Origin of the sequence: Dyella lutea (assembly GCF_024158035.1) — a bacterium.
Taxonomy (GTDB): domain Bacteria; phylum Pseudomonadota; class Gammaproteobacteria; order Xanthomonadales; family Rhodanobacteraceae; genus Dyella_A; species Dyella_A lutea.
The window spans coordinates 77,959-93,628 of the sequence record NZ_JAMZEK010000002.1 but is presented as its reverse complement, the minus strand read 5'-3'; the positions used below and the strand labels follow the sequence as shown (position 1 = coordinate 93,628).

General features: G+C 68.4%; 12 protein-coding genes. 8 read left to right on the top strand and 4 right to left on the bottom strand.

Going from position 1 to position 15,670, the window contains the following annotated elements:
- The first annotated feature begins 21 nt into the window (after positions 1 to 21).
- Positions 22 to 2,460, top strand: a complete 2,439-nt coding sequence (locus tag NC595_RS07630) for a GH92 family glycosyl hydrolase (RefSeq protein ID WP_253565782.1) — start codon at positions 22 to 24, stop codon at positions 2,458 to 2,460.
- 148 nt (positions 2,461 to 2,608) lie between these two features.
- On the opposite strand, the gene NC595_RS07625 is transcribed toward NC595_RS07630, so the two are convergent.
- From NC595_RS07625 to ubiH, 4 genes are all read right to left on the bottom strand, one after another.
- Positions 2,609 to 4,216 carry a tetratricopeptide repeat-containing sulfotransferase family protein gene (locus NC595_RS07625; RefSeq protein ID WP_253565781.1) on the bottom strand — a complete coding sequence of 536 codons (1,608 nt, stop codon included), beginning with the start codon at positions 4,214 to 4,216 and terminating at the stop codon, positions 2,609 to 2,611.
- Between the two features lie 191 nt (positions 4,217 to 4,407).
- Positions 4,408 to 5,196 carry a dienelactone hydrolase family protein gene (locus NC595_RS07620; protein ID WP_253565780.1) on the bottom strand — a complete coding sequence of 263 codons (789 nt, stop codon included), beginning with the start codon at positions 5,194 to 5,196 and terminating at the stop codon, positions 4,408 to 4,410.
- 33 nt (positions 5,197 to 5,229) lie between these two features.
- Positions 5,230 to 6,444: a UbiH/UbiF/VisC/COQ6 family ubiquinone biosynthesis hydroxylase gene (locus NC595_RS07615; RefSeq protein ID WP_253565779.1), complete on the bottom strand. Its 1,215-nt coding sequence runs from the start codon at positions 6,442 to 6,444 to the stop codon at positions 5,230 to 5,232.
- Complete coding sequence (gene ubiH / locus NC595_RS07610; RefSeq protein WP_253565778.1) at positions 6,441 to 7,664, bottom strand: 2-octaprenyl-6-methoxyphenyl hydroxylase; 1,224 nt, start codon at positions 7,662 to 7,664, stop codon at positions 6,441 to 6,443. Before ubiH ends, NC595_RS07615 begins: the two co-directional genes overlap by 4 nt.
- A gap of 129 nt (positions 7,665 to 7,793) precedes the next feature.
- Between ubiH and NC595_RS07605 the strand changes: the two genes are divergently transcribed.
- From NC595_RS07605 to rsmA, 7 genes are all read left to right on the top strand, one after another.
- Positions 7,794 to 8,387 carry a hypothetical protein gene (locus NC595_RS07605; protein WP_253565777.1) on the top strand — a complete coding sequence of 198 codons (594 nt, stop codon included), beginning with the start codon at positions 7,794 to 7,796 and terminating at the stop codon, positions 8,385 to 8,387.
- 7 nt (positions 8,388 to 8,394) lie between these two features.
- Positions 8,395 to 8,970 (top strand): cob(I)yrinic acid a,c-diamide adenosyltransferase, encoded by a 576-nt coding sequence (locus tag NC595_RS07600; RefSeq protein ID WP_253565776.1) that lies wholly within the window; start codon positions 8,395 to 8,397, stop codon positions 8,968 to 8,970.
- Between the two features lie 5 nt (positions 8,971 to 8,975).
- A complete protein-coding gene (locus NC595_RS07595; protein WP_253565775.1) occupies positions 8,976 to 9,896 on the top strand; it encodes a histone deacetylase family protein in 921 nt (306 codons plus the stop codon).
- A 122-nt stretch (positions 9,897 to 10,018) separates the two neighbouring features.
- Positions 10,019 to 12,439, top strand: a complete 2,421-nt coding sequence (locus NC595_RS07590) for an LPS-assembly protein LptD (RefSeq protein WP_253566782.1) — start codon at positions 10,019 to 10,021, stop codon at positions 12,437 to 12,439.
- Positions 12,440 to 12,478: 39 nt separating this feature from the next.
- On the top strand, positions 12,479 to 13,837 hold the full coding sequence (locus tag NC595_RS07585) for a peptidylprolyl isomerase (RefSeq protein WP_253565774.1): 1,359 nt from the start codon (positions 12,479 to 12,481) through the stop codon (positions 13,835 to 13,837).
- Between the two features lie 10 nt (positions 13,838 to 13,847).
- Positions 13,848 to 14,846, top strand: a complete 999-nt coding sequence (gene pdxA, locus NC595_RS07580; RefSeq protein ID WP_253565773.1) for a 4-hydroxythreonine-4-phosphate dehydrogenase PdxA — start codon at positions 13,848 to 13,850, stop codon at positions 14,844 to 14,846.
- Between the two features lie 21 nt (positions 14,847 to 14,867).
- On the top strand, positions 14,868 to 15,668 hold the full coding sequence (gene rsmA, locus NC595_RS07575; RefSeq protein ID WP_253565772.1) for a 16S rRNA (adenine(1518)-N(6)/adenine(1519)-N(6))-dimethyltransferase RsmA: 801 nt from the start codon (positions 14,868 to 14,870) through the stop codon (positions 15,666 to 15,668).
- Positions 15,669 to 15,670: the final 2 nt, after the last annotated feature.

Genomic DNA, 15,670 nt, shown 5'->3' with positions numbered 1-15,670 from the left:
CGCCCACGGAGAAACAGCACCATGGTGACCCGCCGCCGCTTCCTGCAAGGTTCCGCCACCGCCCTCACCCTGCTCGGCACCGGGCTGGCGCGCACGACGCCGCTGGCCGCCGCGCTGGTTGATGCGCTGCGTACGCCGACATCCGCCGCAACGCTGGGCGCAGGGCTGGCCCGCTACGTCGACGTGTTCGTCGGCACCGGCGGCCACGGCCACACCTATCCCGGCGCCTCGGTGCCGTTCGGCATGGTGCAGCTCAGCCCCGACACCTACGACGCCGGCTGGGACGCCTGTTCGGGCTACCACCAGGGCGACGGCTCGATCATGGGCTTCTCGCATACCCACCTGTCCGGCACCGGCGCCTCGGACATGCTCGACGTGCTGGTGATGCCGGCGCAGGGTCCGGTGGAACTCGAACCCGGCGACCGCGGCCGGCCGGACATCAACTACCGCTCGCGCTACGACCTGCCGCCGGCGCCGGGCAAGCCGCAGCAGCTGCCGCTGGACGCGGTGATCACGCCGGGCAAGGGCTATCGCCAGCGCTTCAGTCGCGACGAGGAATCGGCGCACCCCGGCTACTACCGCGTGCGCCTGAAGGACCACGACATCCTCGCCGAGCTGACCGCCACCGAGCGCACCGGCCTGCATCGCTACACCTTCCATCGCGAGGGCAAGGGCCATCTGCTGGTCGACCTCGCGCACGGCTTCCACGACGATCCGAAGACGCCCTGCAAGGTCAGCGACGCCACCCTCCGCGTGGTCGGCCATGACACCTTGGTCGGCTCGCGCCGCGTGCACCAGTGGGCCAACGGACGGCACATCCATTTCGCCATGAAGCTCTCGCGGCCGTTCGCTCGTGCCGAGCTGTTCAGCGACGACGCCACGCAGGGCAGCGCAGCCGAAGCCCGTGGCAACCACCTGAAGGCGGCGTTGCATTTCGACGAGGTGGGCGAGGCACCGCTGCTAGTCAAGGTCGGCCTCTCCGGCGTCAACATCGACGGCGCGCTGCGCAACCTGGAACACGAGCAACCCGACTGGGACTTCGATGGCACCCAGGCACGGGCACTGGCCGGCTGGGAACGCGAGCTCGGCCGCATCCGCATCGACGCGCCGTCGGACGAGGTGAAGCGGGTGTTCTACACCTCGCTCTACCACACCATGCTGGCGCCCACGCTGTTCGACGACGTCGACGGCCGCTACCGCGGCATGGATCTCAAGATCCACCAGCTCGAGGCCGGGCAGCACAACTTCAGCACCTACTCGCTGTGGGACACTTATCGTGCCTTGCATCCGCTGTTCACCCTGGTGCAGCCCGAGCGCGTGCCGATGCTGGTGAACGGCCTGATCCGCATGGCCGCGGAAAGCCCGGACGGCCCGCCAGTATGGCCGCTGCAGGGCATGGAGACCGGTTGCATGATCGGCTACCACTCCGCCTCGGTGGTCGCCGAGGCGGTCGCCAAGGGCTTCCCCGGCATCGACGTGGCCAGGGCCTGGCCACTGTTCCGCCAGCGCGCGATGGTCGACGACTACCGCGGCCTGCCGTACTACCGCAAGCTCGGCTACATCCCCAGCGACAAGGACTGGGAGGCCGTCAGCAAGACGCTGGAGTACTGCTACGACGACTGGGCGGTGTCGCACATCGCCGATGCGGCCGGTGCGCACGATGAGGCCAAGGCACTGCGCCAGCGCTCGCGCAACTACCGCAACGTGTTCGATAAGTCAGTCACCTTCGTGCGTCCACGCGGCGCGGATGGAGCGTGGCTGGAGCCGTTCTCGCCCGATGCCGTCGGCCACTCCGACAAGTGGCGCGACTTCACCGAGTCCAACGCCTGGCAGGCGACCTTCCTCAACCAGCACGACCTGGCCGAGTACATGACGCTGTTCGGTGGCGACAAGGCGTTCGAGGCCAAACTGGATGGCCTGTTCAACGCGGCCCCTTCGCTGTCCGGCAACGCACCGCCGGACATCGCCGGCATGGTCGGCCAGTACGCCCACGGCAACGAACCCAGCCACCACGTGGCCTACCTTTATGCCTACGCCGGTGTGCACCACAAGACGCAGTCGCGGGTGCGCATGCTGCTGGACACCATGTACCGCGCCGCGCCGGACGGCCTGGCCGGCAACGAGGACTGTGGCCAGATGAGTGCCTGGTACGTGCTCGGCGCGCTGGGCCTGTACGCAGTGGACCCGGTCAGCACGAACTACGTGTTCGGCAGCCCGTTGCTGGACCGGGCCGAACTTGCCCTCGGCGGCGACCGTACGCTGGTGATCGAGACGAAGGGCAACGGCCAGGACGCGCCGTACATCCAGTCGGTGACATGGAATGGCCAGCCGTGGACGCGCAGTTGGATCGGTCACGCCGAGCTGGCCAGGGGCGGCACGCTGGTGTTCCGCATGGGGCGGACGCCGAATCCGGCATTTGGTCGTGACGTGGCAGACCGGCCGCCATCGATGCGGGTTTAATAGCTTGCATCCGCCCGCGGAGGACCTGGCGAAGCGCGCGGTCCCACGCCCGAAGCCCCGACGTTTCCCGGGGCTTCCTGTTTCCTGTTCAGCCATCCCTCGGCAGCGAACACCGCGTCGCGCCCGGTCCGGCCGAAGAAACCGGCGATCAGGCCAGCGCCAGCCGCAACGCCTCCAGTTGCGCAGCGTAATGTTGCCACTCACCGAGTCCGCGGCTGTGGATGGCCTCGCGAACCTGGGCGCTGCTCGGCGTCGCCACCGGTGCGGTATTGCGTTCGGGGTGCAGGCAATCCTCTTCCAGGTCCAGCCGGCAATACGCCAGCACCTCGTGCATCACCTTCTCCGGCTGCCGGACCAGCGCGGCATATGAAACATCGAGCACGGCACTGGGGAGCGTGGCGCGCCAATGTCTCATCAGACGAACGTACTGCCCGTGGTAATGCGCCAGCGACGCTAGGTCGTAGCTGTAGGCCGAGGTATTGCCGAACATGGCCTTGAGATTGGAAAAGCACACGTCCATCGGTTCCCGCACCATGTGCAGGATCGGGGCATGTGGCAATGCTCGGTGAATGATGTCGACGAACGGGAAGTTCGTCGGCAGCTTGTTGATGTAGTACCCGCGTCCCTGCGCGCGCCACTGAGTCTCCCTCAGGTAGCGCGCTCCGAGCTCCTTGAAATCGATGTCCCTGCTGCGATTGATGAGCTCCAGCCTGCGCTGCACGCCGCCATCGGGCACATCCGCGAGCCACTGCAGCTGACGCAACAGTTCATTGATCTCCCCCGCGGAAACCACTTGCGAATGGTTCGACAACATGCGATCGAGCAGGGTCGACCCGGACCGGGGCATGCCAACGATGAAGATGGGTATGGGGCCACCGGACTCAGGCAGCTGCGTGCTGACGGCCGGGCCGGCCAGGGGCTGGCGAATGATCGCGTCCGTGACTGCAGCTTCACCGGCAGCATCGTACGGATTGAGCGCATGCATGATTGCATTGCTGCGCTCCAGCGCCGACCAGGCCTCGCCGTATTGCCCGAGGTCATCGAGCTCCTTGAAGAGGGCGTGCTCGAATTCGGCACGTACAAGATTGTCCGCGGCGACATGGCTGTTGACCGGGATACGGCCAAGCTGTGCCCGAAGGAAGTCGATGTGGTTCGATCCTGCGGTCTGCCGGCGCAGGCGAGCTCGCGCCATCGCCGCACCGCTGAAGGTCGGCCAGCGGCGCAAGCACGTATCGAGCACCGCCCCCGCCGCCTCCATCTGACCGGAAAACTGAAGCAGCATCGCGTGCAGGTAATGCTCGTCCGGCGTGTCGACACCCGCAGCCATTGCACGCTCGAGCAAGACAAGTGCCGCTGGAATCTCATTGAGCATCCAGCGCAGGTGGGCCTGCACGGCGAGCAACGAGGCTGACGATTCGTGCGCGATCGAGGGGTGCTCAAGGCAAACCCGAGCCGCAATGGTTTCGCCGCGGATGCACAGGCGCCGAGCCAGTTCCGTGAGCAGCGCGGCGTCATCGGGAAGCCCGGACATGACTGCCAGCAGTTCCCTGGTGGATGCGCGCAGTTGGCCACGTTCGAGCAACACGTCGGAGAGTTGCATGCGGGCGACGGCATCGTGGGTCACCCGCTCGAGCAGGGTCTCGAGTGTCGCCTGTGCAGCAACCAGCTGGCGATTTTCGATGTACTGCCGCGCCCGGCGCCGAAGGCGATCCTCCGACGCATGAAGGGGGTCGATTGTCATCGGCAGATGTTGCATCGTGCTTCTCCGCCAAGGCAAATGCCGGCCGCCGCGGTCCAGGTCGGGAACCGGCCGCCTGTTGCCGGCCGGACGCCGCGCGCGTCACCTCGGGATCGCGGCAGCCATGTCACGATCCCGCCCCCGGCCATCCGGATCCCTCGCCGTCCGATGCGCTTTTGCCGGGGCAACGCTGTCCGGTGACCCGGGACCTAGTTGGTGCCGGCGAACGCGTGATCCAGCCAGTCGTGCATCAGCCGGTAGCTGCGCGCGGCGGCGCGGGCGTCGTACATGCAGCCGGGGCTGTGCTGGTCGGTCTCGGTGAAGCAGTGCACGGCGTGGCCGAGCACCACGAACTGCCAGTCGGCCGGGCTGCCGCGCATCTCGTTCATGAAGGCATCGGCATCCTTCATGGTCCAGCTGTCGTCGGCGCCGTTCATCACCAGCACGCGGGCCTTGATCTGCTTCGCCAGGGCGGGATCGTCGGTGGTGAGGCCACCGTGGAACGACACCACCGCCGCCACGTCGGCACCGCTGCGCGCCAGGTCGAGCACGGCCGTGCCGCCGAAGCAGAAGCCGATCGCGGCCAGGTGCGTCAGGTCGATCGGCGCATCCTTGGCCTGCGCCTTGAGCTGCGCCAGTGCCTCGTTCATCCGCTGACGCATCAGCGGGCGGTTGGCATACAGGGGCTTGGTCGCGACCTCGGCCTGGTCATTGCTGGTTGGCCGTACGCCCTCGCCGTAGAGGTCGGTAACCAGGATCACGTAGCGCGAGCCGGCGATCATCTCGGCCTTCTTCACGGCCATGGCGTTGACGCCGTACCAGTTCGGCACCATCACCAGCCCGGGGCGCTTGGCCGAAGTCGCGTTGTCGTAGACCAGCACGCTCTTGAAGGTGGTCCCGTCCCGGGTCCAGGTCACTGTCTTGTGCACCATCGCCGCATGGGCGGCGACCGGACCGAGTGTAAGCAGCAATAGCGAGGCAAGACGAAGCAGGCGCATGGGACGACTCCGTGGTGGCGAAAGGGCGAGCGGTCAGCGACCGGCAGCGTGGTCGGACAGCCTCTGCTTGAGCGGTGCGAAACGGTCGATCAACCGCACGCCCAGGGCACGGGCGGCGACCAGCGGCGGCGCCTGCCAGGCGTAGACCCGGGCCAGCGCATCGAAGCCCAGCGCATCCAGCGTGTCGGCGCTGCGTCGGCGGCGCGCGTAGCGGCGCAGCACGTGCGGTGCGGCGATGTCGCGGCCCGCACTGCGCGCATCGATCAGGGTCTCGCGCAGTTCGGCCACGTCGCGCAGGCCGAGGTTCACGCCCTGTCCGGCCAGCGGATGTACCGCATGCGCCGCGTCGCCGAGCAGCACGAAGCGCGGCGCGTCGTAGCGTTCGGCCAGCTGCAGCCGCAACGGGAACGCCGCGCGCGCACTGCAGCCGGTGACGCGGCCCAGACGGAAGTCGATCGCCACGCCCAGAGCGTCGCGGAAGGCCGCCTCGTCCAGCGCCAGCATGCGCGCCGCCTCATCCTCGGGCAGCGACCAGACGATCGAGCTGCGCCCGTCGGCCAGCGGCAGCAGCGCCAGTGGACCGCCGGGCAGGAAGCGTTGCCACGCGGTGTGTTCGTGCGGCCGCTCGGTCGCCACGTGGGCGACCACGCCGCACTGCGCGTAGTCGCGGCCGCGGGTATTGATGCCGGCCATCGTGCGCAGCGGCGAGCCGGCGCCGTCGGCGGCAACCAGCAGGCGCGCGGCCAGCGTGCGGCCATCGGCCAACGCCACGTCGACCCGGTCATCGCGCGACTCGAAACCGGCCACCTCGGCCGGGCACACGCGCTGCACGCCGGTGCCGTCCAGTGCCTGCCACAACGTCGACTGCACCAGCGCGTTCTCGACGATGTAGCCCAGCGCCGCCAGGCCCTCGCGACCGGCGTCGAAATCGATCGCGGCGCCGCTGGCGGCATCCCACACATGCATGCGCTCGTAGGGGCAGGCGCGTGCATCGCGGATCGCCGGCCACACGCCCAGCTCGTCCAGCAGGCGGATCGAGGACGCGGCCATGCCGACCACGCGCAGGTCGACCTCCTGCTCGCGCTGCCACGGTGCCGGCTCGCGCGACTCGACCAGCGCGGTGGCGAAACCGGCCCGGCCCAGCGCCAGCGCGGTGGCCGCGCCGACCATGCCGCCGCCCACCACCACCACGTCCAGCGCCGGACCGCGGCGGCGTACGCCATCCTCCCGCCCGATCATCCGGCTCATGGCAACGGCTCCCGCACGGCGCGCGGTGGCTCGCCGCGGAAGCCCATGCCGCGCCGGGCCAGCAGGCGCTGCAGCGGCGGCACGCGGTCGTAGGCCAGCAGGGCCAGCGAGCGAAACGGCGCCAGCAGCGGCTGCGGCAGGCAGGCCAGCTGCACCAGGCCGTGGCTCATCATCATCGTGCCTTCGCGATCGGGCGCACGGCGCGCGGCGTACGTGTCCAGCAGCGCCGGGGCACCGAGATCGGCCGCTTCGGCAACCAGCTCGGCCAGGGTCAGCGCATCGCGCAGGCCCAGGTTGAAACCCTGCGCGCCGATCGGGTGCACGGTCTGCGCCGCATTGCCGACCAGCACGGCGCGCGGGCCGGTCAGCCGCGCCGCCGCCACGCGGCGGATCGCCCAGGGCTGGCGTCGGCCGGGCCGGGACAGGCGCCCCAGCTTGCCGCCGAAGCGCCGCTGGGCCAGCGCGGCGTAGTCCTCGTCGTCCAGCGCGGCGATCTCATCCGCCTGCTCGGCCGGCACGGTGAGCACCAGGCCGGCGCGGCGCTCGGCCAGCGGCAGCAGGGCGATCGGGCCGTCGTCGCCGAAGCGCTCGAAGGCGCGACCGGCCGGATCGCGTTCCGGCGTGATGGTGCAGACGAACAGGGTCTGGCCGTAGTCGTGGCGTTCGGCGGCGATGCCCAGCCGCTCGCGCACGAAGGATTCGGTGCCGTCGGCGCCGACCATCAGGGCGGCATCGAACGTGCGGGCTCCGTCGGGCGTGCGGACGGTGGCGCGCCAGCCGCCCTCGACCGGCCCCATCCCTTCCAGCGTGGCCGGTGCCATGCGCACCAGGTTGCGGCAACTGTCCAGCCGGCGCTCCAGCGCTTCGCCCAGTTCACGGGCCGGCAGGGTCCAGCCCAGCGCGTCCACGCCGTGGCGGGCGGCATCCAGCCGGGCGGTGCCGAACTCGCCGGCGCGGCTGACCTGGATGCGGGTGATCGGCGTGGCGCGCGCCTCGGCATGCGGCCACACGCCCAGGGCACGCAGGCCGTTGACGGTGGCGCGGGCCAGCGCCAGGTTGCGTTCGTCGTAGCTGGCGGGCGCGGCGCGGCGCGGCGGCGCCGCATCGAGCAGGGTGGCCGGCACGCCGGCGGCATCGAGCGCGATCGCCAGGCTGGCGCCGACCAGCCCGCCACCGACAATGAGGACGCCGCGCGGAGCGGCCGGGTCGTTCAGGTTCATCCGCCGCATGATACGCGCCCGGCCCGCGGTTCCCGCAGCGGCGGGGCGTCGCGGCGGTGCGGGTCGCCAAGCGACGGACGGCCGACTAGACTAGGGGGTCGATTTTCGCCGCATTCCCAGGAGCCCTTCATGGCCATGACGCAGACCCAGCGCCTCGGCACCTTCAGCCTTCTTGCCTTGGTCATGGCCGCCACGCGCCTGCACCATTTCGACGCGATCCCGGATGCGTCCTGGGGTGTGTTCTTCCTGGCCGGTTTCTGGCTGCGCGGCTCCGCGCGCTGGGCGTTCCCGCTGCTGATGGCGCTGGCCGTGCTGGTGGACTTCTTCGCCATCACCAGCCAGGGCCTGAGCTTCTGGAGCCACTACTGCGTCTCGGCCGGTTACTGGTTCCTGGTACCGTCCTACTTCGCGCTGTGGCTGGGCGGCAGCTGGCTGGCCCGCCATCAGGTTGGCCTGCGCGCGTCCACCCTGGGTATGGCGGCGCTGGCGCTGCTGGTCGGCGAGGGCGTGTGCTACCTGCTGTCCAACGGCAGCTTCTACTGGCTCTCGCCGGTCACCGCTGCCGTGCGCAGCCTGGACGGCTGGTTCGCGAACCTGGGCGACTGGTACCTGCCGTTCCTCGGCACCACGGCGATGTACGTGACCATCGGTGCGGTGTTCCACGTGCTGGTGTCCCTGCTGGCCCGCACCGCCGACGCTTCGCGGACCAAGCTGGCCGGCTGAAGCCGCCATGGGCAACCGCCTCTCGAAGATCTACACCCGCACCGGCGACGACGGCAGCACTGGGCTCGGCGACGGTTCGCGCGTCCCGAAGGACTCGCTGCGGGTCGCCGCCTACGGCACCGTCGACGAACTCAACAGCACGATCGGCATGGTGCTCGCCTGCGACGGCGTGCCCGAGGACATCGCCGAGGCGCTGACCCAGGTCCAGCATGAGCTGTTCGACCTGGGCGGCGAGCTGTGCATCCCGGGCATGGCGATGATCGACGACGCCGACATCACCCGGCTGGAGCAGGTGCTGGACCGTTTCAACGACCCGCTGCCGCCGCTGAAGGATTTCATCCTGCCCGGCGGCGGCATGGCGGCCTCGTGCTGCCATCTGGCGCGTACCGTCTGCCGCCGCGCCGAGCGTGAAGTGGTGGCGCTGGGCCGCGAGGAAAGCATCCGTCCGCAGGCATCGCGCTATCTCAACCGGCTCTCCGACCTGTTGTTCGTGCTGTGCCGGGTGCTGGCCCGCGCCAGCGGCCACGGCGAGGTGCTGTGGCAGCACGAGCGCCGGCGCAAGCCCGCCCCTCCCGCTGCCTGATTTCCATGCTCCGCCTGTACACGCACGCGAGTTGCCTGCGGCACGACCCCGGTCCGGGGCATGCCGAATCGCCGTTGCGCCTCAAGGCCGTGCTGCAGGCGCTGGACGCCGACCGCTTCGCCGCGCTGGACCGGGTCGAGGCGCCGCGCGCCACCCGCGAGCAGCTGTTGCGCGTGCATGACGCTGCCCACGTCGACCGCGTGCTCGGCAGCGCCCCCCTGGAAGATCGGGTGCAGCTGGATCCGGACACCTGGATGTCGCCGGGCTCCGACGAGGCCGCGCTGCGCGCCGCCGGGGCCACCTGCGCCGCGGTCGACGCGGTACTCGCAGGCCAGGCGCCGCGCGCATTCTGCGCCGTCCGCCCTCCCGGTCACCATGCCACCCCGGGCGAGGCGATGGGCTTCTGCCTGTTCAACTCGATCGCCGTGGCGGCCGCGCATGCCGTCGCCGCGCACGGTCTGCAGCGCGTGCTGATTGCCGACTTCGACGTGCACCACGGCAACGGCACGCAGGACATCTTCGAGCGCGAGCCGCGGGTGATGTTCGTCTCCAGCCATCAGTCGCCGCTGTACCCGGAAACAGGCTTCGCGCACGAGCACGGCGTCGGCAACGTCATCAACGCCCCCTTGCCGGGCGGTGCCGGCTCGATGGAATTCCGGGAGACCTGGCATCACGAACTGCTGCCGCGCATGCACGCCTTCAAGCCGCAACTGGTGCTGGTCTCGGCCGGCTTCGACGCGCACCGCGACGACCCGCTCGCGGACCTGCGACTGGGCACCGAGGACTACGCGTGGATCACCCACCAACTGGTCGAACTGGCCCATGCGCATGCCGGCGGCCGGCTGGTGTCCAGCCTCGAAGGCGGATACGACCTGCGTGCGTTGGCCGCCAGCGCCGCCGCGCACGTCGAGGCGCTGCTCTACTGAGCTCGGCAAAGGCGGCCTGCGGCTGAATCCGCAGACCCTTTCGACGCCTTCGAGCCTGCCGGCTGCGGGACGTTTCTGCTAGCTTAACGGGCCATTTCCGCCTAAAGACTGCCATCGTGACGATGACGCTGCGCCCGTTGCCTCCGCGCCGCCTGCTGGCGGTCGCTGCCGCCCTCGCCCTGCTCGGCGCACCGCTCGAGGCGGATGCCGCCACCGGCCAGACGCCGATTCCCGGCAACATGCGCGCTCCGGAAGAGATCGGCTGCCCGCTTGGTTCGTTCTTCTGTCCGGCCCGCCCGATCAGCTATGCGATGTGCCGCCCCAATGCGCTGCTGTCGTTCTACGACCCGACGCTGCCGCTGGACAGTTCCGGGCGCGATACCGCCAACACGGATATCCACGCCGAGCGCGCGGACAGCTCCAACCAGTCGGTCTACCGGTTCACCGGCGAGGTCCGCATGCAGCGCGCCGATCAGCTGCTGCGTGCCGACCGCGTCGACTACAACGACCAGACCACTGATTACGACGCCCGCGGCAACGTGCGCTACCAGGAAGCCGGCGAGCTGCTGTCCGCCGATCGCATCAAGGGCAACAACACGGCCAAGCGTGGGGTCGCCGACAACGTCACCTACCAGTTACTGCAGTCGCGCGGCAATGGCGTGGCAAAGCAGGCCGTTCTGACCGACGCGCAGCACAGCCACTACCGGGACGTCACTTATTCGACCTGCGATGTCGGCCACCGACTGTGGGAGTTCAGCGCCAACCGACTCACGCTGAACCGCGAGACCGGCGTGGGCGTGGCCCATGGCGCTGTCATGCGCTTCGCCGATGTGCCGTTCTTCTACCTGCCGTACCTCACGTTCCCGATCGACAACCGGCGCAAGAGCGGCTTCCTCGCCCCCACGTTCGGCAACTCCAGCCACTCCGGCGTCATGGTGAGCGCGCCGTATTACCTCAACCTGGCGCCGAACTACGACGCGACGCTCGAACCACGGCTCTACTCCAAACGTGGGGCGATGCTGGCCGGGCAGTTCCGCTACCTGCTTCCCGGCACCAGCGGGCACCTGGATTTCGAATACGTGGCCAAGGACCACGGCCCCAACCTGGTGGATTCCAAGCTGATCACGCAAGGCAAACAGCGCTATCTGTACAAGTTTGGCGACGCGACCCGCCTATGGCCGGGCTGGGTATTCACCACCAGCGTCAATCGGGTGTCGGACAAGAACTACCTGCGGGACTTCAGCAACGACCTCTACACCAACGCAACCAACTTCATCCCCTCCAACGCCTACGTTCGCGGATCGGGGAACTGGTGGAGCGCCTCGCTGGGTGTGGATGCCTACCAGAACACCGACCCCTATCTGAACGACAACTCTCTCCAGTACCGGCGCTGGCCGCGTGGCACCTTGAATCTCGATGTGCCACTCAACAACTGGCTCGAGTTCGGCATGAACAACGAGGCCGTCGCCTTCCGCAAGAGCGGATACATCAGCGGCAATCGCGCCGACCTGTATCCGTACCTGGAAGCGGACTGGCAGGGAGCGGCGTGGTTCGTGCGACCGCGCCTGGCCTATCGCTACACCGCCTACCAGCTGGACGACAATTTCCAGCACTACGGCTTCGGCGGGCGGCTCGGAACAAATCAGCAGTCGCCATTCACCAGGCAAGACCCAACGCGCTCGCTCCCGGTCGCGAGTCTGGACACCGGCCTGATCTTCGACCGCAGCACATCGCTGTTCGGAACAAGCTACACGCAGACCCTGGAGCCACGGCTCTACTACCTCTACATCCCCTACCGGAACCAGGACAACCTGCCGCTGTTCGACACGCGGCTGATGAATTTCGACTACTGGCAGTTGTTCTCTCCGAATCAGTATTCGGGCGCCGACCGGCAGATGAACGCGAACAACCTCACCGGCGCCCTGACCACCCGGCTGCTCGACGACAACGGTGTCGAACGGTTTTCCGCCAGCCTGGGGCAGATCCGTTATTTCGACCCGCAGCGGGTGAAGCTGCCCGGACAGAAGGTCACGGACTGGACCGGCTCCGATTACGTCGCCCAGGCCGCCGTCCAGCTCAACGACCAGTGGCGGGCCAGCACCGCTTACCAGTGGAGCCCGAACACGCGTCAGGTCGACCTCGGCACCTTCCAGATCCAGCGCCGGATCAAGACCGACGGCGTCCTCAACTTCTCCTATCGGTTCCGCCGCACGCCGGGCAGCACCTCCGTGTTGCTGGAACAATACGACGCGTCCACGGTCTATCCGGTCTCGGATCGCTGGCGCCTGCTCGGACGGTGGACCTATTCGGTCAAGGATCGCCGCACGGTGGAAGCACTGGCGGGCGTCCAGTACGAGAGCTGCTGCGTGATCTTCAGTGTGGTCGGGCGGCACTACGTGAGCCAGTACGCTCCCATAGGCAGCACGTCGAAACGAATCCCCTCGAACAATGCGGTGATGTTCGAGCTGCAGTTCAAGGGACTGGGTGCGTTCAACGGCCAGGTCGAGGACTTTTTCCGGCGTGCTATTCTGGGATATCAATAATTTGTCCATCGCCCGCAGGCGATCCAAGGCACCGTTCCGATGAAGCAATCTCTCGCGCTGTTCCTGTTCGCGGTCGTCGCCGCGTCCGTCGCCCCCGCACACGCCCAGCTCCTGGCACCGGCCGCCCAGACCGGCTCGAACACCGGCGAACAGCCGCTGGACCGCATCGTGGCAGTGGTCGACGACGGCGTGATCCTGCAGAGCGAACTGGACGATGCCGTCCGCGCCATCCAGCAACAGTACGCCAGCAATCCCGGCCAGTTGCCGCCGCTGAACGTGCTGCAGCGCCAGGTACTCGAGCGCCTCATCCTGATGAGACTGCAGGTCAACAAGGCCAATGACCAGGGCATCCGTGTCTCCGACGGCGAAGTGGATCAGGCGGTCAACCGCGTGGCCCAGCAGAACCACATGACGGTGGACCAGTTGCGCGGTGCCATCGCACAGAGCGGTGCCAGCTATGCGGCGTTCCGGCGCCAGATCGGCGAGCAGCTCACCGTGCAGCGGCTGCACGACAGCGTGGTCCGCGACTCGGTGCAGATCACCGACAGCGAGATCAACAACCTGCTCAACAGCCCGACCTACAAGGCCGGCGAAGTGCACCTCGCGCACATCCAGATCAGCGTGCCGGCAGGCGCCACCGCTGCAGACATCCAGGCTGCCCAGACCAAGGCCGCCGAGGCCCTCAACGCGATCAAGGGCGGCATGGATTTCAATGCCGCGGCAATCCGCTACTCTGACGCGCAGGACGCGCTCGACGGCGGCGATCTCGGCTGGCGTCGCATGGACGAGGTCCCGCCGGCGTTCACCGATACGGTGGCCGCGATGAAGCCCGGCGACGTTACCCCGGCGCTGCGTGGTCCCACCGGCTTCACCATCCTCAAGCTGGTCGGCCAGCGGCAGCCCGAGCGCCAGGTGATCACCGAATACCACGCCCGCCAGATCCTGATCAGCCCCAGCGAGCTCATCACTCCCGCGCAGGCACAGCAGAAGGCGCAGGACCTCTACCAGCGCATCGTCAACAAGCACGAAGATTTCGCCAAGCTGGCCAAGGCCGACTCCACCGACGACACCACCGCCAATGCCGGTGGCGACATGGGCTGGTTCGCCAAGGACGCCTGGGGTGCTGCGGTCGCGCAGCAGTTGTCCGCGCTCAAGCCGGACCAGGTCTCCAAGCCGTTCCAGACGGAAGCGGGCTGGCACATCATCGAGCTGCTCGGCACGCGCCAGGCCGACCGTACCGATGAGATCGCCCGCAACCAGGCGCGTCAGGCCATCGGCAACCGCAAGGCCGAGCAGGCGTACGAGGACTTCCTGCGCCAGCTCAAAGCAAGCGCGTACATCCGGATCCTGGTGCCGGAGCTGCGCGCGCCCGGCCAGCCGGACGACGGCACCGCCTGATCCGGCCACCATGGACATCCGACCCCGTCCCCGGCTGGCCCTGACTGCTGGCGAGCCGGCGGGTGTCGGCCCCGAGCTGTTGGCTCGCCTCGCTTCGATTCCGTTCGATGCCGAGCTGGTGGCGATCACCGATCGCGAGCTGCTGGAGCGAGCCGCACGACGTTGCGACATCCAGCTCGAGCTGCTGGACGAAGACGCACCTGCGCCCGCCATCTCCACGGCGGTCCAGCTGCGCGTCCGCCACGTGCCGCTGGGAGTGACCGAGCGCCCCGGCCATCCCGATCCCGCCAACGCGGCGCACGTACTCTCCACCCTGGCCGTGGCCACCGACGGCTGTCTCTCAGGGCGCTACGATGCCGTGGTGACCGCTCCCCTGCAGAAAGCCTCGATCAACGAGGCCGGCATCGCCTTCAGCGGCCACACGGAATTCTTCGCCGAGCGAGCCGGTGCCGACGTGGTGATGATGCTGGCCAGCCCGGAGCTGCGGGTGGCGCTGGCCACGACACACCTGCCTCTGGCTGCGGTTCCCGCCGCCATCCAAGCCGATCTCCTGACCCGCACCCTGCGCATCGTCGATGCAGAGCTGCGCGCGAAGTTCGGTATCGAACATCCCCGCATCGGTGTGCTCGGACTGAATCCTCACGCAGGCGAGGGCGGACACCTGGGCCACGAAGAAATCGACATCATCGCCCCTGCGCTCGATCGCCTGCGCGACGAAGGCATGGATCTGCTGGGCCCGCTGCCGGCGGATACCGCTTTCGTGCCCGCCATGCGGGCCCGCTACGATGCGGTGCTGGCGATGTACCACGACCAGGCCCTGCCGGTGCTCAAGAGCGAGGCCTTCGACCGCACCGTCAATCTGACGCTCGGCCTGCCCTTCATCCGCACCTCGGTCGACCACGGTACCGCACTCGACCTGGCCGGCAGCGGCCGCGCCGATGCCTCGAGCCTGATCGCCGCCACCCGCATGGCGCTGGACCTGGTCCAACGCGCCCGCGGCAACGCCTGACCCGACGTGCCGAACCCACCCATGAATGCACGTCCCAAGAAAAGCTTCGGCCAGCACTTCCTGCACGAGAAGCGCTACATCGAGCGCATCGTCAGCGCGATCGCACCAAAGGACGGTGATACGCTGATCGAAATCGGGCCCGGCGAGGGCGCCCTGACCCTGCCACTGCTCGCCGCGGCCCACCGACTGACCGCGATCGAACTGGACACCGACCTGATTCCCGCGCTGGACGAGCGTGCGGCACCGATCGGCGATCTGCGAATCGTCCACGCGGATGTGCTGAAGGTCGACTTCGCCGCGCTGGCCCGCGAACTGGGAGCCAGCCGCCTGCGCATCGCCGGCAACCTGCCTTACTACATCTCCAGCCCGATCCTGTTCCACTGCATCGAACATGCCGCGGCTATCCAAGACATGCATTTCATGCTGCAGAAGGAGGTGGTCGACCGGATGGCCGCCGACCCCGGCAGCAAGGTGTACGGACGCCTCTCGGTGATGCTGCAGCTGGCCTGCCGCGTAGTACCGCTGTTCGATGTACCGCCCGGCGCGTTCCGCCCCCCGCCGAAGGTCGACTCGTCCGTCGTTCGGCTGGTGCCGCTGGCGCCGGAAGAACGTCATGACGCCGACCCCGACGCCGTGCATGCCGTGGTCAAGGCGGCGTTCGCCCAGCGCCGCAAGACTCTCTCCAATGCGCTCCGGCAGCTGCTCGGCGCCGACTCGATCCGGGGGGCCGGCATCGACCCCGGCGCGCGCGCGGAAACGCTGACGCCGAACGATTTCGTGCGACTCGCCAAGGCGTTGCCGCCGCAGGTGGCGAAAGACTGAAG

Bases quoted from the DNA above. Each gene is read 5' to 3' on its own strand.
- NC595_RS07630 (WP_253565782.1), top strand. From the start codon at position 22: ATGGTGACCCGCCGCCGCTTCCTGCAAGGTTCCGCCACCGCCCTCACC.
- NC595_RS07625 (WP_253565781.1), bottom strand. From the start codon at position 4,216: ATGCAACATCTGCCGATGACAATCGACCCCCTTCATGCGTCGGAGGAT.
- NC595_RS07620 (WP_253565780.1), bottom strand. From the start codon at position 5,196: ATGCGCCTGCTTCGTCTTGCCTCGCTATTGCTGCTTACACTCGGTCCG.
- NC595_RS07615 (WP_253565779.1), bottom strand. From the start codon at position 6,444: ATGAGCCGGATGATCGGGCGGGAGGATGGCGTACGCCGCCGCGGTCCG.
- ubiH (WP_253565778.1), bottom strand. From the start codon at position 7,664: ATGAACCTGAACGACCCGGCCGCTCCGCGCGGCGTCCTCATTGTCGGT.
- NC595_RS07605 (WP_253565777.1), top strand. From the start codon at position 7,794: ATGGCCATGACGCAGACCCAGCGCCTCGGCACCTTCAGCCTTCTTGCC.
- NC595_RS07600 (WP_253565776.1), top strand. From the start codon at position 8,395: ATGGGCAACCGCCTCTCGAAGATCTACACCCGCACCGGCGACGACGGC.
- NC595_RS07595 (WP_253565775.1), top strand. From the start codon at position 8,976: ATGCTCCGCCTGTACACGCACGCGAGTTGCCTGCGGCACGACCCCGGT.
- NC595_RS07590 (WP_253566782.1), top strand. From the start codon at position 10,019: ATGACGCTGCGCCCGTTGCCTCCGCGCCGCCTGCTGGCGGTCGCTGCC.
- NC595_RS07585 (WP_253565774.1), top strand. From the start codon at position 12,479: ATGAAGCAATCTCTCGCGCTGTTCCTGTTCGCGGTCGTCGCCGCGTCC.
- pdxA (WP_253565773.1), top strand. From the start codon at position 13,848: ATGGACATCCGACCCCGTCCCCGGCTGGCCCTGACTGCTGGCGAGCCG.
- rsmA (WP_253565772.1), top strand. From the start codon at position 14,868: ATGAATGCACGTCCCAAGAAAAGCTTCGGCCAGCACTTCCTGCACGAG.